The sequence below is a fragment of the Paraburkholderia sp. J7 genome, from assembly GCF_905220155.1.
GTDB lineage: Bacteria > Pseudomonadota > Gammaproteobacteria > Burkholderiales > Burkholderiaceae > Paraburkholderia.
Window position 1 is genome coordinate 1 of record NZ_CAJMYZ010000010.1, and the last position, 19,927, is coordinate 19,927.

Consider the following 19,927-nt stretch of genomic DNA (forward strand, 5'->3'; position numbering starts at 1 on the left):
ACCCGCCGAAGTGCCGATGGCCGTGAGCGTGACGAGGCCCACATAAGCGCCGATCATGTAGATCTCGCCGTGAGCGAAGTTGATCATGCCGATGATGCCGTAGACCATCGTGTAGCCGATGGCGATCAGCGCATAGATCGCGCCCAGCGTAAGCCCGTTGACGAGCTGCTGGGTGAACTGCGGAAGAAAATCATTCATGCGTAAGCCCCGCGGCCGTGAAGCCGATGAGAGACCTTTGGAGAGACCTTTGAAACCGATCCTGTTGCTTTAGTTGCGCGCGCAACCGCTGCAAAAACGCCCCGCCACCAGGCGCGGGGCGTTTGCTACGTGCAGCGCCGGGATCAGTTCGCGGCGGTCTTGGTGGCGTCCTTGTGCCACGTGTAGACGACGAAGCGGAACGACTTCAGGTCGCCCTGTGCGTCGTATTCGACCTTGCCGATCGGCGTGTTGAACGCGTTCTTGTGCAGGTAGGCGGCAACCTTGGTCGGGTCCGTGCTCTTCGCGCCGGCAATGCCGTCGGCGATCACTTCAACCGCGGCATACGACGGCATCTGGAACGGGCCGTTCGCGTCGCGCTTGGCGTCGGCAAATGCCTTCACGAGCTTGGCGTTGGCCGGGTCCGATGCGAAGTCGGCGGGCAGTGTGACGAGCATGCCTTCCGAAGCCGGGCCGGCAATGGCCGTCACGTCCTTGTTGCCCACGCCTTCCGGACCCATGAACGTAGCCTTCACGCCCTGTTCACGCGACTGGCGCATGAGCAGGCCCATTTCCGGGTGGTAACCGCCGAAGTAGACGAAGTCCACGCCTTGCGACTTGAGCTTCGTGACGACTGCGGAGTAGTCCGAATCACCGGCGTTGATGCCTTCGAACACGACAACGGGAATGTGTGCCTTGTCGAGCGCGGCCTTGACCGACGTGGCGATGCCCTGGCCGTACGACTGCTTGTCATGCAGGATCGCGACCTTCTTCGGCTTGACCTTGTTGATGATGTAGGCGGCGGCTGCCGGACCTTGCTGGTCGTCGCGGCCGATGGTGCGGAAGATGAACTGGCGCTTCTTGCCTTCGGTCAGCTGCGGCGCGGTGGCCGACGGCGTGACCATCACAACACCTTCGTTCTCGTAGATGTCCGAGGCGGGAATCGTCGAGCCCGAGCAAACGTGGCCAACCACGTACTGGATGTGCTGCGAAACGATCTTGTTGGCGACGGCGACAGCCTGCTTCGGCTCGCACGAGTCGTCCATCAGGACGGCTTCAAGCTTGTTGCCGTTCACACCGCCGGCGGCGTTGATCTGCTCGATGGCAGTCAGCGCGCCCGCCTTGACCATGTCGCCGTACTGGGCGACCGGGCCGCTGAACGGGCCGGCAATGGCGATCTTCACGGTGTCGGCGTTTGCGCTTGCACCAAATGCGAGCAGCGCGGCAGCCACGGAAACAGCGGTAAGACGGGACAACGTCATCAGGAGCTCCTCGATTGTTTTCGGGTCAACCGGTCAGACGGAATGACCTGCGCAAACGAACAGCGCCCCAATGACATTCAATGGGGAACAACCACGACGAGCACCAGAGAAAAAGACGTGACGGGGCCCGGCGTGTATCAGCGCCCTGGTAGGCAGCTGAGTTCGGAGAGACTGCTGAGTTACAGACTCTGTTGCGCAAGCGATCCGCCTGCCCCGTTCGCTGCAATTCGTACCGGTAAGGTGGACCGGCCTGAATCAGCGACCCGCGGATGCTATCAATAATCCATTTTCACGGCAACTAAGGGTTTTTTCGGATATCGACTTGACTTTTGACATCGGTCAATTGAGGGGAGTGCCGGAAAGCGCTTGAAAAGGCTCGGGAAAATGCCCGCTCATGCGGGTTGCAGACCACTCTCCGCCCTGAGATGACCGGCTGATGCGGGTGTACGGAATGACAGGATTTCTGATTTTTACGCGGCTTTGCCGGTTATTTTAATTTTCAGCGAAATCCGATCGACAAATCGCACGAATCAATAAAATAAATATCAATCGACAACCACACAAAAATCATCGAACATATTATCGAGATACCGGGAATACCCTAAATGCAAAATGCGCCAAATCGTTGATTTATAAGGATAAATATTACAATAGCCTTAAAATGCAATTTTTGAGATCAACACACGATCCATATCACCCCCCACCTCACCCTCACTTTCCACCCAAACCCCGAAAGTCAGAAACCTTTCGCTAAAGCGCGGCGGTTCCTCATAATCGGCTTGTGCAATCTCGAATAAATCTTCACGGCACCGTCGCGCGGCCGCCTCACTGTCCCGCCAACGCGTTCCAGCCCCGCAAGAGTCGGTGGTATCCTCGCTCCCTCGCCGCGCCCGCATGCACCACGACGGCGCACGCCGCGTGCTCCCGCCACGTGTGAAACCGGCGATGCCGCACCCTGCAGATCCGAAAAAACCGCAAGAACCCAGCACTCGGGGGAGATCAAACAGCATGAAGACCTTCAAGCAGGCAGCCGCTGCCGCCACCCTTTCCCTGATCGCCAGCGCCGCCGCGCTCGCGCTGACTTCGGGCGCCGCACGCGCCACCGAAACCGCGACCGTGGAAGTGCTGTCGATCGTCGAGCACCCGGCACTCGACGCGATCCGCGACGGCGTGCGCGACGAACTGAAGGCCGCCGGCTACGACGCCGGCAAGAATCTCAAGTGGGAATACCAGAGCGCGCAAGGCAACACGGGCACCGCCGCGCAGATCGCGCGCAAGTTCGTGGGCGACAACCCGAGCGCGATCGTGGCGATCGCCACGCCTTCTGCGCAGGCCGTTGTGGCCGCAACGAAGTCCGTGCCCGTGGTGTACTCGGGCGTGACCGATCCGGTGGCCGCACAACTCGTCAAGACATGGACGCCGAGCGGCACGAACGTGACCGGCGTTTCCGACAAGCTGCCGCTCGACAAGCAGGTCGCGCTCATCAAGCGCGTCGTGCCGAACGCGAAAACCGTCGGCATGGTCTATAACCCGGGCGAAGCGAATTCGGTCGTGGTCGTGAAGGCGCTCAAGGAACTGCTCGCGCAACAGGGCATGACGCTCAAGGAAGCCGCCGCGCCGCGCACCGTGGACATCGGCCCGGCTGCGAAGAGCCTGATCGGCAAGGTCGACGTGATCTACACGAACACCGACAACAACGTGGTTTCGGCATACGAAGCGCTTGTGAAGGTCGCCAACGACGCGAAGATCCCGCTCGTCGCATCGGACACGGACAGCGTGAAGCGCGGCGCCATCGCGGCGCTCGGCATCGACTACAGCGACCTCGGCCATCAAACGGGCAAGGTCGTCGTGCGTATTCTCAAGGGCGAAAAGCCGGGCGCAATCGCCTCGGAAACCAGCAGCAAGCTGCAACTGTTCGTGAATCCGGCCGCCGCGCAAAAGCAAGGCGTGACGCTCTCGGCCGACCTGCTCAAGGACGCGACCACGGTCGTGAAGTAAGCCGCAGGCGTGGCGCATTGCACGCGCCACACTGCCAGGCCCGTTAAAGGCCGCTCATTTGCGTAACGACGATGCACAACGGCGCGCTGCCCCATCCGGGCGGTACGCCGCGCATCGACTCCGGCGCACCGCCGCCGCAGACCGCAACAGGATTTCTCCTCATGTCCCTCTACTCGCTTCTGGGCGCACTCGAGATCGGCTTGATCTTCAGTCTCGTGGCCCTCGGGGTGCTGATCTCGTTTCGCATCCTCAACTTCCCCGATCTCACCGTCGACGGCAGCTTTCCGCTGGGCGGCGCCGTGGCGGCCACATTGATCGCCGCGGGCCACGATCCGTTTCTCGCGACCGCCTGTGCGATCGTTGCGGGCGCAATCGCCGGCTTCATTACGGGCTGGCTCAACGTGCGCCTGAAGATCATGGATCTGCTCGCGAGCATCCTCATGATGATCGCGCTCTACTCGATCAACCTGCGCGTGATGGGCGCGCCGAACGTGCCGCTCATTTCCGAAGCCACGGTATTCACGATGATCCAGCCCGCATGGCTGCCCGACTACGTGCTGCGCCCGCTCGCGCTGCTCGTCGTCGTGCTGGCTGCGAAGTTCGGGCTCGACTGGTTCTTCTCTTCGCAATACGGTCTCGCGCTGCGCGCAACGGGCGCGAATCCGCGCATGGCGCGCGCGCAGGGCATCGCCACGGGCCGCGCAACGCTCGCCGGCATGGCGCTGTCCAACGCGCTCGTCGCGCTGGCCGGCGCCCTTTTCGCGCAAACCCAGGGCGGCTCGGACATTTCAATGGGCATCGGCACCATCGTGATCGGGCTTGCGGCCGTGATCATCGGCGAGAGCGTCCTGCCCGCGCGACGGCTCGTGCTCACCACGCTCGCCGCCGTGCTCGGCGCAATCCTGTATCGCTTCTTCATTGCGCTCGCGCTCAACAGCGACTTCATCGGCCTCAAGGCGCAGGACCTGAATCTCGTCACCGCCGTGCTCGTGACAATCGCGCTCGTGCTCCCCGCCACGCGCAAGAAGCTGTTCGGCCGCAAGAACGGGAGGGCATGAAATGCTCAGCGCCAAAGACCTCAAACTGACTTTCAACCCCGGCACGCCGATCGAAACGCGCGCGCTGCGCGGGCTCACGCTCGAGATTCCGAGCGGCCAGTTCGTGGCCGTGATCGGTTCGAACGGCGCAGGCAAGTCCACTTTCCTCAACGCGATCAGCGGCGACCAGCGCGTGGATAGCGGCACGATCACCATCGACGGCCACGACGTCACGAAGCAACAGGCCTGGGACCGCGCGCCTCTCGTCGCCCGCGTGTTTCAGGACCCGATGGCCGGCACCTGCGAGGCGCTCACCATCGAAGAGAACATGGCGCTCGCGATGGCGCGCGGCAAGCGCCGCGGCTTCGGTCCCGCCCTGAAAAAGCAGGACCGCGAACTATTTCGCGCGAAGCTGCGGCTCTTGAATCTGGGTCTGGAAAATCGTCTGACCGATCGCATCGGCCTGCTTTCGGGAGGCCAGCGTCAAGCGGTCAGTCTGCTGATGGCGTCGCTGCGGCCCTCGCGCATCCTGCTGCTCGACGAGCACACGGCCGCGCTCGATCCGAAAACGGCCGCGTTCGTGCTGGAGTTGACCGCGCGTATCGTGGAGGAAGCGAAGCTCACGACCATGATGGTCACGCACAGCATGCGCCAGGCGCTCGACTACGGCCAGCGCACGGTGATGCTGCACCAGGGTCAGGTGGTGCTCGACGTTTCGGGTGATGCGCGCCGCGGACTCGACGTGCCTGACCTGTTGCGCATGTTCGAGCAGAATCGCCACGAGAAGCTCGACGACGACGCGCTGCTGCTGGGATAACGCGCTTCCGCAAAAAACCGCCGCTCACGCCAGGCCCGCCCCTCGATCGAGACGGCGGGCTTTTTCAACCCGGCATGACGACCGTTCAAGCCTTCTTCGGATACGAATACTTGAACGTCCCCTGCGCGCTCGCAATCAGCAACTGATCGTCCACCCACGCCTCGGCGCGCGCAAAGAAGATCGAGCGGCCGCCACGCTCCAGAAATCCCTTCGCGCGCACGAACTGGCCAAGTCCCTTGTCGAGGTAGTTGGTCGTGAGCGAGAGCGTGAAGCCATGGCGCGGTGCGTCGCCAACCGGCGCGAACAACCCCGCATAGCCAGCCGCCGCGTCGAGCAGCGTGGCAATCGCGCCGCCTTGCAGCACGCCCTGGCGATTGAGCTTCGAAGCGTCGATAGGCATGACAAGCTCCGCATAACCCTCGCGCCACTGCGCGACGCTCACGCCGAGCGTTTCAAGAAATGGATTGTCCACGGCGAATTGCGACATACGCTGTCTTCCTTGCATTATCGGGCGATGCGATCGATTATAGGGTGGCTGTACGAAGGCCGCAGCGCAGCAATGCCGCCCGAACGACTGTTCAGCGAAATTCCGCGCAACTGTACATGGCCAGCACTGCCGCGCCGCACAACACTGCCTGAAGGCGCACGATCCGCGCCTCCCACGCAACCCACTTCCCGGTCAATCAAGGTACCCAAGATGAACGACAACGCGCTCCACTCCGATCCGCTGCCCCCTTCGCGCGCTGCCGCGGCGGCGGCGGCCGGGGCCGCGCCCGTGCCTTGCCCCACTGTCGATACGCTCGACCGCATCCTGCCCGAGGAGCCGCTCCTCATGATGGGTGCGGGCCCTGTGCCGATTCCCGACGCCGTGGCCAAGGCCAACACCGTCGTCATCAATCACCTCGGCGACACCATGGCGCGCGTCATTCACCAGGTGAAGGCGATGGCGCGCTACGTGTTCCAGACGCACTCGAACTGGGTGCTCGGCGTAGCCGGACCGGGCTCGGCGGCCATGGAAATGGCGATCTCGAACCTCGCGTGGCCCGGCACCCGCGTGCTCTCCATCGTCAACGGCTTCTTCAGCCAGCGCATGGCCGAAATGGCGGGCCGCGTGGGCGCCGAAGTCACCACGCTCGACGTGGCCAACCGCGAGATCGCCTCGCTCGAAGCCGTGGCGCAGGCCATCGAACGCACGCGCCCGGCAGTCGTCACGATCGTCCATGGCGAAACGTCCAACACGGTCTGGAATCGTGAGCTCAAGGAAATCGTGCAGCTTGCCAAGGCCGCCGGCGCGCTCGTGGTGGTGGACGCCGTGTGCACGCTCAGCACCATGCCGCTGGAAATGGACGCCTGGGGCATCGACGTCGTGATCACGGGCGGACAAAAAGGCCTCTCGTCGATCCCCGGCGTGTCGCTCATTGCCTTCTCGAACGCCGCATGGGAGCGCGTGCGCACGCGCACCGCGCCGAACACGCACTGGTGCCTCGACGCCATGCTCGCCGAAAACTTCTGGCACAACGCCGGTTACCACTACACCGCGCCCGTTTCGGGCGTGCTGGCGCTGCACGAGGCGCTGCGCCTCGTGTGCACGGAAACGCTTGAAAAGCGCTTTGCGCGCCACCTGCGCTGCTCGCTCGCGCTGCAAAGCGGCGTGAGCGCGCTGGGCCTCGCGCTGTATACGCCGCCAACGTGCCGCCTGAATTCCGTGGTCGGCATCGAACTGCCCGAAGGCGCGACCGCGCGCGAGGTGTGCAACCACATCTCGCAGCAATATCAGGTTGAGATTGCCGGATCGTTCGGTCTCCCGATCGTTCGCATCGGGCAAATGGGCGAGCAGTGCCGCGAGCACAATCTCTTCCGCACCGTGCACGCGCTCGGCCGCACGATGAGCGACCTCGGCGTGAAGGTCGATCTGCCCGCCGGGGTTGCCGCGCTCGAAGAGTCGCTTTCGGCCGGCTCGCGCGAAGCGCGCCGTTAAGCGCTCATCGCGCCGCGCGGCCGCTCAAGCACTCAAACGCGCCGCGCGCGCACGCAGATGAACGCCGGCGACTGCACGAGTTCTGCGTGCAGCGCCGGCGATACCGCCTTCATTTCCGCTTGCGGCACGGGTTCGAGCACGCGGTCGATGGCCCAGCCCGTTTCCATGAGCGCGTTGAAGATATCGGCAAGCGGGCGCCTGAATGCTTCCACCCAGGGCTTCGGCTCGCCAAAGCCGCCCCAATGCAGGCCGAAGCGCGTCGTCTCGAAGTAGGTGCGCGAACCGCGCGTGCGCGTGTCGATCCAGTCGCGCATGGGATGGGACATCGAAAACACCAGCAATGCGCCTGGGCGCGCCACGCGGTGAAACTCCTGAAACGTCGGCGTGAGGTGCTCGACATAATCGAGCGCGAGCGAGCACACGATACGGTCGACCGAAGCGCTCGCGAGCCATTCAAGCGGCTGCGCGAGATCGCCCTGCGTGAGCTCGACGGCAAGGCCCGCGCAACGCGTCTTCGCCAGTTCGACCATCGCAGGCGTAACGTCGAAGGCCTGCACGCGCGCGCCCTCGCCCGCCAGCTCCGCGCTCACGATGCCGGGCCCGCAGCCCGCGTCGAGCACGTCGAGCCCCGCCACCGCGCCTAGCAGGGAGCGCGTGGCGGGACGCTCGTAGAGCGCGTTATGCGGCTTGACGGGGGCCTGCTCGGCGTAGCGATCGGCGAACTGCGTGTAGCTGGCGCGGCCGGGCGGTTCGTTGGGCGCTGGGGTGGTGTTCTTGTCGTCGGTGGACATGAGAGCGGTTGGATGGCGATTGGGTACGCTATTGTCCATCGTTTCACGCCTGCGGACCAACGCCGCATCAGGCTACACCTACCCAGCCGGACCTGGCTGGCCGGGTAGGTCCGGCCGGACTAGAACAGCACCGAAATCCCCGCCATGCCGACAAACTGCGCGTTCGTCGACGAAGGCGTTGCGTTCTGCGAGTCCCCCACTGTCGCCACGGCACCGGTGATAACGCCCGTGGCGCCGAGCGTCTGACCGCTCGCACGCTGATACGCCTGCAGCGCATAGAGCGTGGTGCGCTTCGAAAGATGCCATGACTCGCGCAGCGAGTATTGCTGGTACCGCGCTGCGTTCGCGATGCCGTTCGCCTTCGCCGCCATGGTGTACGAGAACGCGCCCGCGAGATCGAACGCCGGTGTCGCGCGCCATGCGGCCAGTGCGCCGTACGTGTTGAACACGGCCGTGTTCGCGAACGCCGCGCTGCCGCCCGCCAGATATTGCACGTTGGTGTAATTCAAGCCGAAAGTGAAATCGCCCAGCGTGTAGTTGCCGGCGGCGGCGATGTTCTGCACCGCGCGCGCCGACGCATAGCCGCGATTCACCGCCGAAACGGCAAACGAGCCCGACGCGTTCGGATCGAAGTTCGGCGTGCGGCCCGTGTTATTCAAGCGCAGATAACCGGCCGCGAGGCTCAGCGGGCCTGCCGTGTAGCGCAGCGCGGCGCTGAGGCTCTGCCCCGCGCCCGGTCTGCCGGCTATGCCGCTGAATCCGTACAGCACGCTCGCGCTCACGCCCTTGAAAACGGGTGACGTATAGGTGAGCGCATTGTTGATGCGCACCGTCGTGTCGAGGCTGTCGTAATCGCCCGGGTGCGCGCCGGTCGCGCCCGTGAGCCAGCTGCTGGACGCAAGCGGCCCGACGAAAAGCATATAGGGCGTGTACTGGCGGCCCATGGTCACGGTGCCGTAGGTGTCGTTGGCGAGGCCCACGTAGGCCTGGCGGTTGAAGAGCAATCCGGCCGACGACGCCGCGCCCGTGTTCGCGTCGAAGCCTGCCTGAAGGTCGAAGATCGCGCGTGTTCCCCCGCCCAGATCTTCGTTGCCGCGAAGTCCGAACTTGGAGGCGTAAAGGTTGCCCTGCCGCAGGTATACGTTCGAGCTGCCGTTCTGGTTGTTGACGTAGCTGATCGCGTCGTCCACGACGCCGTATAGCGTCACGTTCGATTGCGCTTGAACGGGTGCCACCTCGCAGATTGCTGCCGCAAGCAGAAAGGCACGCAGCGTAGCGTGTTTTTTCATCAGGTCTCCTTATGTTATTGAACGCACCGGCTAGCCGAACGAAACAGGTGATAAGCCATGTCATACGACAACCGATATCATGAAAAATCGGAGCCATCGTAGATTTGCACCTGAACGCCGTCAAGCACCCCTCCCACGGTACGCCGGCCTTTATCGCAAAGGTGTGATTTCGCTCAACCCGGCGAAATATAAAGCGCCAAACACGCGTACCGGCGTCGTCTGCCTGGCCCTGCGTATCTTGACACCTGCTAGCCGCAAAACTTAGCATCAGCGAAAACATAGATGTGCGTTGTCGTATAACTTGTAGCGGTCACGACCCAGCACGCACGACACGGAGCGCCTACACGAAAAAGCCCATTTAATTAGTACAGTGAACTGTTTTCCAGGCGCAACACGTCACCGCGCGCGGAAACAGGAGGAGACAAAACTTGAAAACAGTCAAAGGCCTGCGCTGGTGGATCATTGCCCTCGTTTGCGTGGGCACCATTCTGAACTACCTGGCGCGCAACTCGCTGGCGGTGCTCGCGCCCGAACTCCGGCACGTGCTGAGCTTCAGCACGCAGCAATATTCGTATATCGTCGCCGCCTTTCAAATCGGCTACACCATCATGCAGCCGGTCTGCGGCATCATCGTCGACCTGCTCGGACTGCGCATCGGCTTCACGCTGTTCGCCGCGTTGTGGTCCGCAGCGGGCGTCATGCACGGCTTCGCCACGGGCTGGCTGTCGCTCGGCGCCATGCGCGGCCTGCTCGGTCTTTTCGAAGCCGCGGCCATTCCCTCGGGCATGAAGGCCGTTGCGGAATGGTTTCCCGACCGGCAAAAGTCGGTGGCAGTCGGGTACTTCAACGCGGGCACGTCGCTGGGCGCCGTGCTCGCGCCGCCCGTCGTCATTTTCTTTTCTCTGCGCTTTGGCTGGCAAACGGCCTTTATCGTGACGGGCGCGGTCGGTTTCATCTGGGCCGCCGCCTGGTACGCGCTGTATCGCGCGCCCAGCGCTCACCCGCGCATTAGCGAAGGCGAGCGCGCGTTCATCGTGGAAGGGCAGCACCGCCCGGCCGCGCAGGGCAAGGCGAGCACGCGCGAGGTCGTCACCTCGCGGCGCTTCTGGGCGATTGCACTGCCGCGCTTCTTCGCGGAACCGGCCTGGCAAACCTTCAGCTTCTGGATCCCGCTCTATCTGGCCACGGAACGCCACATGGACCTCAAGCAAATTGCCGCGTTCGCATGGTTGCCCTTCGTCGCCGCGGACCTGGGCGGCATTCTGGGCGGCTATCTCTCGCCCTTCCTGATGCGCCATTTCCGTTTGCCGCTGCTCTGGTCGCGCGTGGCGGGCGTGGTGCTCGGCGCGTTCATGATGATCGGGCCCGCGTGCATCGGGCTCGTCGCTTCGCCGTATACGGCCATCGCGCTCTTTTGCGTCGGCGGCTTCGCCCACCAGATGATCTCCGCGCTCGTCAACACGCTCGCCGCCGATGTGTTCGACCCGCGCGAAGTCGGCACGGCAAGCGGCTTCGCGGGCATGGCTGCGTGGATCGGCGGACTGAGCTTCTCGCTCGTGGTCGGCGCGCTCGCCGACAAGGTCGGCTACGGCCCACTGTTCGCGAGCCTCGGCGCGTTCGACCTGATCGGCGCCGCGCTGCTCGTGTGGCTCATCCGGGGGCAATCGCGCAGCGAATACAAGCTGGCGCGCGCATGACAGCGCCCGGCAAGACCAACAAGGATTACCCATGACGACGCTCCTCCATCCCCCCAGGTTCACGCTCGCGAAGCACGACGGGCACCACCTGTGCCTCGAAAGCGCTCAGGGCGCCACGATCGATGTGTTCGTGCTCGAAGAAGATATCGTGCGCGTACGCGTACTGCCCGATGGCCGCGCGCATGGGCCGCGCACGTGGGCCATTGCGCCAGGGCTAGAAGACGTTCCGTACGAGGGCCGCGACCGGCTCGATGTGACCGGCTTCACGCTACCTTCGTTCGGCATCCTTGCCAATCCGGATGAGATCTGCATCGAGACCTCGCAGATCCGGCTCACCATCGCGCTGGCAGGCGGCCATTGCACGTGGGAAATGCGCGACGGCGACGGCTGGCTCTGCGTGCTGCAGGACCGCGCGACGCAGGCCTACAACTTTGGCTGGTGGGACGAGCGCGTCTACCATTACGTGCGCCGCCAGCCCGGCGAGATGTATCTGGGTCTTGGCGAACGCGCCGGCTCGCTCGACCGCGCGAACCAAAGCTACCGCATGACCAATGTCGACGCGATGGGCTACAACGCGAAAACAACCGACCCGCTCTACAAGCACATTCCGTTCTCTTTGACCTGGCAACGCGATGCGCGGCTCGGCTTCGGCCTCTTTTACGACACGCTCGCCGACTGCACCTTCGACATGGGCCGCGAGCTGGACAACTATCACGGCCCCTACCGCCACTTCGTCGCCGACCACGGCGATCTCGACTACTACTTCATCGCCTCGCCGCAAACGCCGCTTGCGGCCGTGCGACGCTTCACATGGCTCACGGGCCGCCCGGCGCTCATGCCGAAGTGGGGCCTCGGCTACTCGGGCTCGACCATGAGCTACACCGATGCGCCCGACGCGCAGCGCCGCATGGGCGAATTCCTCGAGCGTTGCCGCGAGCACGATATGCTTTGCGACTCGTTTCATCTGTCGTCGGGCTATACGTCGATCGGCGCGAAGCGCTATGTGTTCAACTGGAATCACGAGAAGTTTCCCGACATTTCGGGATTCGTTCAGGATTACCTTGAAAATGGCGTGAAGCTATGCGCGAATATCAAACCATGCTTGCTGCGCGATCATCCGGAGTTCGAACAAACCGCGCGAGAAGGCTTGCTGATCGAGGACCGCAACGGCGAACCGGCGTGGGTGCAGTTCTGGGACGAGGTAGGCGCGTATCTCGACTTCACGAATCCCGCCGCCGCGCTCTGGTGGAAAGAGCACGTGAAAGACGCGCTGCTGCGCTACGGCATCGCCGCCACGTGGAACGACAACAACGAGTTCGAGATCGGGTCGCCCCACGCCATGGCGCATGGCTTCGGCACGCCGTGGCCCGCGCGTGAAACGAAGGTTCTGCAAACGCTGCTGATGATGCGCGCCTCGCGCGACGCGCAGCGCGAGCACGCGCCCAATACGCGCCCTTTCCTCGTTTCGCGCTCGGGCGGCGTGGGCATGCAGCGCTACGTGCAGACCTGGTCGGGCGACAACTGCACCTCGTGGGAAACGCTGCGCTACAACCTGAAAATGGGCTTGGGGCTGGCGCTTTCGGGCGTGTCGAACATCGGCCACGATATTGGCGGCTTTGCGGGTCCCGCACCCGAGCCGGAATTGTTCATGCGCTGGATACAGTTCGGCGTGTGGATGCCGCGCTTTTCCATTCACTCCTGGAACGACGACGGCACGGTCAACGAACCGTGGATGTACCCACAGCTCACGCCCCAGGTTTCGGCGCTGCTCAAACTGCGCTACCGGCTGCTGCCTTATCTGTATCAGTTGCTCTGGGATTCGACGACGCACTACGAGCCCGTACTGCGCCCGACCTTCGCTGAGTTTCCCGACGACGCGCGCTGCTACGCCGAATCCGACGACATGATGGTCGGCGCTTCGCTGCTTGCGGCGCCCGTGGTCGAGCCGGGGCAAACGGAGCGCGAAGTCTGGCTACCAACCGGGGCGCGCTGGACCTGCTACTGGAGCGGCGAACCGTTCGAGGGCGGCCAGAGCGTGACGCTGCCCGCGCCGTGGGACCGGCCCGCCATGCTGGTGCGCGAGGGCAGCGTGATTGCGCTGAACGTCGCCGAACAGCAGTTCGGGCATCGCGCCGATCAGCGCGCATTCATCGTGGTGCCGTTCGCGGGCGGCGAACGCGTGTGCCGCCGCTATGTGGAGGACGACGGCGAATCGGAGGCGTGGCGGCATGGCGCGTTCGGCGAGTGGATTGTGCGCGCGCAAGGCGACGCAACCACCCTCACGCTCGCCGTCGAAGCGACCGGGGCGATGCCTCATGCGCCTATGTCGGCGGAGATCCGCTTGCCCGCAAGCGAAGCGCGCGGCGTGGCCGTGGCCGCGGGGCGCATCGTCACGGACGAGCGCATGGGCGGCTGGCGCCGTATCGTCATCGAACTCGGTTGATGTAGCGGGACACCGGGCGCCGGTCAGTCCGGCTGATACCGCACCCCGTATGGCGGGCCGCCCTGGCCCGCCGCCGCTTCAGTGAATTGCCCGCGAAAAGCCCACACAAACGCGACCCCGGTTATCATCGCGCTCTTGCGTGCGCGATCCCGATGCGCACGGCATAACGCAACCGCAGGCAAACGATGTCCCCCATCCCTTTCGACGCCATCCTCTTCGACTGTGACGGCGTTCTCGTCGACTCAGAGCGCATTACGCACGTGGTCCTCACGCAGATGCTGGGCGAACTCGGCTGGACGCTCTCCGTGGACGAGGCCATGGGCATCTTCGTGGGCAAGGCCGTGAAAGACGAAGCGGCGCGTATCGAGGCGCACACGGGCTTCGCGATCACGGACGCCTGGCTCGAAGGCTTTCGCGCGCGCCGCAACGAGGCGCTCGAGCGCGATCTCGTCGAGATTCCGGGCGCGCCCGCTGCCGTTCACGCGGTGCACGCGGCAATGGACGGGCGCATCGCCGTGGCTTCGGGTGCTGACCGGCGCAAGGTCGAGCTGCAACTGCGCAAGGTGAACTTGCTCGACTGCTTCGAAGGGCACATCTACAGCGGCCACGAAACGCCGCGCAGCAAGCCGCATCCCGATGTCTATCTCGCGGCGGCGGCCGGTCTGGGCGTCGCGGCCGGACGCTGCGCCGTGATCGAGGACACGGTCACGGGCGCGCGCGCGGGCCTCGCTGCGGGCGCCACCGTATTCGGCTACAGCCCGCCCGAGCCCGGCCACAGCAGCGCGCAAGCGTTGCTCGAGGCGGGCGTTGCGCACGTTTTCACCGACATGGTGCAGCTCCCCGCCCTGCTTGCCGGCTGGTCAAATCGTTAAGCGCCTATAAAAAACGGCCAACAGGCGCGCTCCCCGCGTATTGTTGGCCCCACGCATCACCGCGCACCACATAGAAAGCAGCCCGCTCCCGACTCGCATACCATCCGAGTCGTGGCGCTGCGAAAGAAAAAGATAGTTTGCTATCGAATCGCTTTGGGCTATTATCCGCCGATGTCGAATCTTCATACTTTACGCCTTGCGGTTAGCAGCACGCTCGTGGTGGCGGCACGCAAATGGCGGCGCACGACGCACGGCGCGCTCACCGCATACAACGTCTCCGAAGCGTGCGCCGCGCCGCTTCTCACCGCCGGGCGTCTTGGCGAAGCCGTGCGCCAGGTCACGCTCGCGGAGCACGTGGGCATTGAAGGCCCTTCGCTCGTGCGGCTGCTCGACCAGCTGTGCGCCGCCGGGCTCGTACGCCGCGACGAGGACCCCGACGACCGCCGAGCGAAAACGATCTCGCTAACGAGCGAAGGCCGCGCCGTGACCGAGCGCATGGAGGACGAACTGCGCTCGCTGCGTGCGCGCGTGCTCAAAGGCGTGAGCCGCGCCGACCTCGAAGCGACGCTGCGCGTGCTCAACGCGTTCAATGCGGCGCCCTCCGCTGACCAGGCTGACCGGGCCTTACACGACTGAAAGCAGAAAGCGGACCCATGACCTACCCCTCCATCCGCGACTGGCTCTTTTCGGTCAAGACCTTCGCCGCGTCGATGCTTGCGCTCTATATCGCGCTCGTATTCCAGCTGCCGCGTCCCTACTGGGCGATGGCAAGCGTGTACATCGTCTCGAACCCCTTCGTGGGCGCCACGCGCTCGAAGGCGCTGTATCGCGCGCTCGGCACGGCGCTCGGCGCGGCCGCTGCCATCCTGCTCGTGCCGCCCTTCGTCGAAACGCCACTGCTTTTCAGCGTGATCGTCGCCGCGTGGACCGGCACGCTGCTCTTTCTGGCGATCTCGGACCGAACCGCGCGCAGTTATGTGTTCATGCTCGCGGGCTACACCATGCCGCTCATCGCGCTGCCCACGGTGACCGATCCCACCACGATCTTCGACGTGGCCATCGCGCGTACCGAGGAAATCACGCTCGGCATCATTTGCGCGAGCGTGGTGGGCAGCAACATTTTGCCGAGCCGCCTCGCGCCCACGCTGATCGAACGCGCCGACGCGTGGTTCCGCGACGCCGCCTGGTACGGCAGCGAAACGCTCTCGGGCCATATTGTGGGCAACGCGCTTTCGGCCTGCCGCCAGCGACTGGCGGCCACGGTGAACCAGCTCGAATTCCTGCTGAGCCAGCTGAGCTACGACCACACGCACCCGGAAATCCTTTCGCGCGCCGAATCGCTGCGCGGGCGCATGCTGCTCTTTCTGCCGATGATTTCCGCGCTCGCCGACCCGCTCATCGCGCTGCGCCGCGATTTGCATGTGTGGCCCGAGGGCCTCGACAGTCTGCTCGACGACGCGGCGCGCTGGTTCAGCGAGCCGCTGCCCACGCGCGCCGCCGACATGCACGACGACGCGGGCGACGCGACCGCGGAAAGCCTGCGCAGACGCGTCGCCGCGCTGCAGCCCGCGCGCGACGCGCTTGCGAGCTGGGAAGGCGCGCTGCTCTCCAACGCGCTCTGGCGCCTCGGCCAGGTGATCGATGTGTGGCAGGACTGCCGCGCGCTGCGCGCGCTTATCGCGCACGACGGGGGCGGCACATGGCGCGCGCGCTATCGGCACTGGCGGCTCGGCGGCACCGAGCGCTTCTACGACCGCGGCCTCATGTTGTTCTCGTGCTTCGTGCCCATGAGCGCGATCCTCGTGGCCTGCTGGCTGTGGGTGAGTTCGGGCTGGCACGACGGCGCGGGCGCGGTGACACTCGCGGCCGTGGCCTGCTGCTTCTTCGCGGCGTCCGACGAGCCCGCGCCCCTCGTGTTCCGCTTCTTTCTCGCCACGGCGGCAAGCGTGGTTTTTGCGGGCCTGTACCTGTTCGTCGTGTTGCCCAAGGTGCACGATTTCGCCATGCTCGTGCTGCTGTTCGCGGGGCCGTTCATCCTGATCGGCACGCTCATTCCACGCCCTGCTTTCAATATGGTGACGATGCTCGTGGCCGTGAACACGGCGACCTTCATCAGCGTGCAGAGCGCCTACGAGGCCGACTTCCTCGTGTTCCTCAACAGCAATATCGCCGGCGTGGCGGGCCTGCTGTTCGCGTACCTGTGGACGCGCGCAACGCGCCCGTTCGGCGCCGAACTCGCGGCGAAGCGGCTATTGCGCTCGAGCTGGAGCGACGTCGCGCTCTCGGCCTCGCCCACGCCCATCGCGGACCAGCGCAACCTCACCTCGCGCATGCTCGACCGGCTCATGCAGATCATTCCGCGTCTGGCCGCATCCGACGACCATCGCCATCCGTCGGTCGAGAGCTTTCGCGATCTGCGCATCGCGCTCTCGGCGCTCGATTTGCGCCGCTCGCTGCGCAAGCTCGACAGCGAAGTGATCGACGCGATCGACCGCGTGCTCAGCGGCGTGAGCGACCACTATGCGCGTTGCGCGCGCGAAAGCGAGCGCCAGAGCGCGCCACCCGCGCTGCTCGCGAACATCGACGACGCCATGCGCCGCGTCGCGGCCCACGCCCGCGCGCAACTGCCGCCCGCCACCGCAGGCGACGCCGAGGCGCAGAGCGCGCCGCGCGCGCTCGTTTCGCAGCGCTCGTTGAGCAACACGCTGCACGCGCTCGTGGGTATGCGGCTCGCGCTGTACCCCGCTTTGTCGGCGCAGTCGCCTTCCCACCCGGACGCCACGGTATGAGCGCGCATTCCTCTTATCCTTTTTCGAAACCCGCATCATGATCGGCGAAATCGATATCTTTGGTGTGTTCGTGCCCACCGTGCTTGTGTTGATGCTGATCGCGTACCTCATCAATGTCGTGATCGGCAAGGTGCTCACGCGCGTCGGCTTCTACCGGCTCGTGTGGCATCGTTCCATTTTCGATCTCGGCATTTATGTGTTCGTGCTGGCTGCCGTCGTCATCGTGTCGCATCGCTTCGTGAAATAACGTTAACGTGAAAAAAACCTGGTTCTCCGCAGGACAGATCCTGCTGACGCTCATCGTCGTCGTGGTCGCCGCCCTCGTGCTGTGGCGCATCGTCAACTACTACATGTTCTCGCCGTGGACGCGCGACGGCCGCGTGCGCGCCGACGTGATCCAGGTCGCGCCGGACGTAGGCGGCCTCATCACCGGCGTCGACGTCGTCGACAACCAGCAGGTCAAGCAAGGCCAGGTGCTGTTCGTGATCGACCAGGCGCGCTACGCGCTCGCGCTGCGCCTCGCACAGGCCACGCTCGAGCAGCGCAAGGCCACGCTCGCCCAGGCGAAGCGCGAATACGCGCGCAACATCGCGCTCGGCAATCTCGTGGCGGCGGAAACGCTCGAAGAAAGCCGCACGCGCGTCGATCAGGGCGAAGCCGCGGCGGCCGACGCCCAGGTCCAGGTCGATACCGCCAAGCTCAATCTGCAGCGCACGACCATCGTGAGCCCCGTGGACGGCTATTTGAACGACCGCGCACCGCGGGTTGGCGAGTACGTCACCGCGGGCCGCGCCGTGGTCGCCGTCGTGGACATGCATTCGTTCCGCGTGGATGGCTACTTCGAGGAAACGCGCCTGCACGGCATTCAGATCGGCCAGCCCGTGGAGATCACGGTGATGGGCGAGTCGAGCCCGCTGCGTGGTCATGTGCAAAGCATCGTCGCGGCGATCGAGGACCGCGACCGCCAGGCGGCCCCGAACCTGCTGCCCAACGTGAATCCGGCGTTCAGCTGGGTGCGTCTCGCGCAGCGCATTCCGGTGCGCGTGGCGCTCGACGAAGTGCCCGCCGATTTCCGCATGATCGCGGGCCGCACGGCAACGGTGGCCGTACGCACGGAGGCGGGCAACGACCGCCAGGCCGCAGGCGCGAATAACGCGAGCGGCGCCGTCGCCTCGCAGCCCGCTATAGCCGCGAGCGCCCCTGCCGCTTCCCAGGCCGCCGGAGCTTCGCAATGACACGCCGCAGTCTCTGGCGCCGCCGCTCCTGGTCCAGCCTCGCGCTTGCGCCGCTCACGCTCGCGCTCGGCGCGTGCATCACGCTCGGTCCCAACTACCACGTGCCGCAGGAAGCCATGGTCAATGCGCCGTTCGCGCAAGGGCCGATCGAAGGCGCGGACCATGCGCCCGTTTCGCAACTGGGCGTGCCCGCCAACTGGTGGCAGCTTTACGACGACCCCACGCTCAACGAACTCGTGCAGGAAGCGCTGAAGTCGAACACGGACCTGCGCGTGGCGGCGGCGAACCTCGCGCGCTCGCGTGCGGCGGTCGATATCGCCAACGCGCAAGGCGGTTTCTCGGGCAACGCGCATGCCGCCGTCGAGCGCGCGCAGGTGTCGGGCGAGCAGTTCCTCCTGTTCGAAAAAGTGCCCGTTGCGACGCTGGGCGACCTCGGCCTCAACGTGTCGTACGAATTCGATCTGTTCGGCAAGCTCAGGCGCGGCGTGGAAGCCGCGCGCGCCGACGACGCAGCCGTGGAAGCCGCCGCCGATCTCGCGCGCATCACCGTGGTCGCGAGCGTAGCGCAGGCTTACGTGGAATCGTGCTCGGCCGCCGAGGAACTGGAGATCGCGCAGGAATCGCTCAAGCTGCAGAAAGAGCGCGTGGCGCTCACGAAGCGCCTGCGCGACGCGGGCCGCGGCAACCAGCCCGATGTGACGCGCGGGCAGACCCAGGCCAACACGATCGCCGCCGATATCCCGCGCTTCGAGGGACGCCGCCGCGTGGCCCAGTACCAGCTCGCCATGCTGCTCGCGCGCGCACCCAAGGACCTGCCGCCCGCCGCGCTTGCGTGCAGGCGCCTGCCCAAACTCAAGCAGCCGATTCCCGTGGGAGATGGCGCGACGCTCCTCAAGCGCCGGCCCGACGTGCGCGAGGCCGAGCGCCAGCTTGCGGCGTCCACCGCGCGCATTGGCGTGGCGATCGCGCAGATGTACCCCGACATCACGTTCGGTGCGGGCGTGGGCACGATCGGCCTGACGAGCGATTTGTTCACCCCCGCGACCAACGCGTGGTCATTCGGACCCCTGATCAGCTGGACCTTCCCGGTCAACGGCCAGCGCGACCGCGTGCATGCGGCAGAGGCGGCCACGGGCGGCGCGCTCGCGCACTTCGACGGCGTGGTGCTCAACGCGCTGCGCGAAACGCAGTCGAGCCTCGCGACCTACGCCGCCGACGACCAGCGCGCCGATGCGCTGCGCACGGCCTACACGTCCGCGCAGCAGTCGGCGGACGAAACGCATCGTCTCTATGCGGCGGGCCGCGAACCGTTCCTCTCCGATCTGGACGCCACGCGCACGCTGACCAGCGTGCATGCGCAGGTCGCGGCCGCCGAAGGCCAGGTTGCGCTCGACCAGGTACGGTTGTTCCTCGCGCTGGGCGGCGGCTGGGAAGGCAATCAGCAAACGCTGCAGCAGCAAGGCGCTCAAAGCGCGCCGGCAGCAGCCGCTGCAACGTCGCCAGCGCCGGCGAACTAAAGACGCC

Annotated in this window: 17 protein-coding genes; 12 read left to right on the forward strand and 5 right to left on the reverse strand. The window is 65.2% G+C overall.

Annotated features, from left to right (window positions below; genetic code table 11):
* Both U5A58_RS17370 and U5A58_RS17375 read right to left on the reverse strand, forming a co-directional pair.
* The coding region (locus U5A58_RS17370; protein WP_415774242.1) for an ABC transporter permease subunit at positions 1 to 198 on the reverse strand (198 nt) is incomplete at its 3' end.
* 143 nt (positions 199 to 341) lie between these two features.
* Positions 342 to 1,457 carry a branched-chain amino acid ABC transporter substrate-binding protein gene (locus U5A58_RS17375; protein ID WP_158760309.1) on the reverse strand — a complete coding sequence of 372 codons (1,116 nt, stop codon included), beginning with the start codon at positions 1,455 to 1,457 and terminating at the stop codon, positions 342 to 344.
* A gap of 1,008 nt (positions 1,458 to 2,465) precedes the next feature.
* Here U5A58_RS17375 and U5A58_RS17380 point away from each other — a divergent pair.
* From U5A58_RS17380 to U5A58_RS17390, 3 genes are all read left to right on the forward strand, one after another.
* The gene (locus tag U5A58_RS17380) at positions 2,466 to 3,455 is read left to right on the forward strand and encodes an ABC transporter substrate-binding protein (RefSeq protein WP_321962368.1); all 990 of its coding nucleotides are present in this window, start codon (positions 2,466 to 2,468) and stop codon (positions 3,453 to 3,455) included.
* Between the two features lie 161 nt (positions 3,456 to 3,616).
* Complete coding sequence (locus U5A58_RS17385) at positions 3,617 to 4,513, forward strand: ABC transporter permease (protein WP_321962369.1); 897 nt, start codon at positions 3,617 to 3,619, stop codon at positions 4,511 to 4,513.
* A gap of 1 nt (position 4,514) precedes the next feature.
* The gene (locus tag U5A58_RS17390) at positions 4,515 to 5,309 is read left to right on the forward strand and encodes an ABC transporter ATP-binding protein (RefSeq protein WP_321962370.1); all 795 of its coding nucleotides are present in this window, start codon (positions 4,515 to 4,517) and stop codon (positions 5,307 to 5,309) included.
* An 85-nt stretch (positions 5,310 to 5,394) separates the two neighbouring features.
* Here U5A58_RS17390 and U5A58_RS17395 read toward each other — a convergent pair whose 3' ends face one another.
* A complete protein-coding gene (locus U5A58_RS17395) occupies positions 5,395 to 5,796 on the reverse strand; it encodes a PaaI family thioesterase (protein ID WP_321909387.1) in 402 nt (133 codons plus the stop codon).
* Positions 5,797 to 6,141: 345 nt separating this feature from the next.
* Between U5A58_RS17395 and U5A58_RS17400 the strand changes: the two genes are divergently transcribed.
* Positions 6,142 to 7,287 (forward strand): alanine--glyoxylate aminotransferase family protein, encoded by a 1,146-nt coding sequence (locus tag U5A58_RS17400; RefSeq protein WP_321962548.1) that lies wholly within the window; start codon positions 6,142 to 6,144, stop codon positions 7,285 to 7,287.
* Positions 7,288 to 7,319: 32 nt separating this feature from the next.
* Here U5A58_RS17400 and U5A58_RS17405 read toward each other — a convergent pair whose 3' ends face one another.
* Together U5A58_RS17405 and U5A58_RS17410 are read right to left on the reverse strand one after the other, a co-directional pair.
* Entirely contained in the window at positions 7,320 to 8,078 is a 759-nt protein-coding gene (locus U5A58_RS17405; protein WP_321909833.1) for a class I SAM-dependent DNA methyltransferase, read from the reverse strand.
* A 119-nt stretch (positions 8,079 to 8,197) separates the two neighbouring features.
* Complete coding sequence (locus U5A58_RS17410) at positions 8,198 to 9,367, reverse strand: porin (protein ID WP_321962371.1); 1,170 nt, start codon at positions 9,365 to 9,367, stop codon at positions 8,198 to 8,200.
* Between the two features lie 428 nt (positions 9,368 to 9,795).
* Here U5A58_RS17410 and U5A58_RS17415 point away from each other — a divergent pair, with 428 nt between their 5' ends.
* The 8 genes from U5A58_RS17415 to U5A58_RS17450 all read left to right on the forward strand — a co-directional run bounded on the left by U5A58_RS17415 (position 9,796) and on the right by U5A58_RS17450 (position 19,920).
* Positions 9,796 to 11,064, forward strand: a complete 1,269-nt coding sequence (locus U5A58_RS17415) for an MFS transporter (protein WP_321962372.1) — start codon at positions 9,796 to 9,798, stop codon at positions 11,062 to 11,064.
* Positions 11,065 to 11,095: 31 nt separating this feature from the next.
* On the forward strand, positions 11,096 to 13,507 hold the full coding sequence (locus U5A58_RS17420; RefSeq protein WP_321962373.1) for a glycoside hydrolase family 31 protein: 2,412 nt from the start codon (positions 11,096 to 11,098) through the stop codon (positions 13,505 to 13,507).
* A gap of 185 nt (positions 13,508 to 13,692) precedes the next feature.
* Positions 13,693 to 14,379, forward strand: coding sequence for an HAD family phosphatase (locus tag U5A58_RS17425; protein WP_321962374.1), 687 nt, complete (start codon positions 13,693 to 13,695; stop codon positions 14,377 to 14,379).
* A gap of 171 nt (positions 14,380 to 14,550) precedes the next feature.
* Positions 14,551 to 15,015 carry a MarR family winged helix-turn-helix transcriptional regulator gene (locus U5A58_RS17430; RefSeq protein ID WP_158760321.1) on the forward strand — a complete coding sequence of 155 codons (465 nt, stop codon included), beginning with the start codon at positions 14,551 to 14,553 and terminating at the stop codon, positions 15,013 to 15,015.
* Between the two features lie 17 nt (positions 15,016 to 15,032).
* Positions 15,033 to 17,168 carry an FUSC family protein gene (locus U5A58_RS17435; RefSeq protein ID WP_321909396.1) on the forward strand — a complete coding sequence of 712 codons (2,136 nt, stop codon included), beginning with the start codon at positions 15,033 to 15,035 and terminating at the stop codon, positions 17,166 to 17,168.
* A 37-nt stretch (positions 17,169 to 17,205) separates the two neighbouring features.
* Positions 17,206 to 17,415 (forward strand): DUF1656 domain-containing protein, encoded by a 210-nt coding sequence (locus U5A58_RS17440; protein WP_158760323.1) that lies wholly within the window; start codon positions 17,206 to 17,208, stop codon positions 17,413 to 17,415.
* Positions 17,416 to 17,422: 7 nt separating this feature from the next.
* Positions 17,423 to 18,403 carry an HlyD family secretion protein gene (locus U5A58_RS17445; RefSeq protein WP_321962375.1) on the forward strand — a complete coding sequence of 327 codons (981 nt, stop codon included), beginning with the start codon at positions 17,423 to 17,425 and terminating at the stop codon, positions 18,401 to 18,403.
* Positions 18,400 to 19,920: an efflux transporter outer membrane subunit gene (locus U5A58_RS17450; RefSeq protein ID WP_321962376.1), complete on the forward strand. Its 1,521-nt coding sequence runs from the start codon at positions 18,400 to 18,402 to the stop codon at positions 19,918 to 19,920. Before U5A58_RS17445 ends, U5A58_RS17450 begins: the two co-directional genes overlap by 4 nt.
* The last annotated feature ends 7 nt before the right edge of the window (positions 19,921 to 19,927 follow it).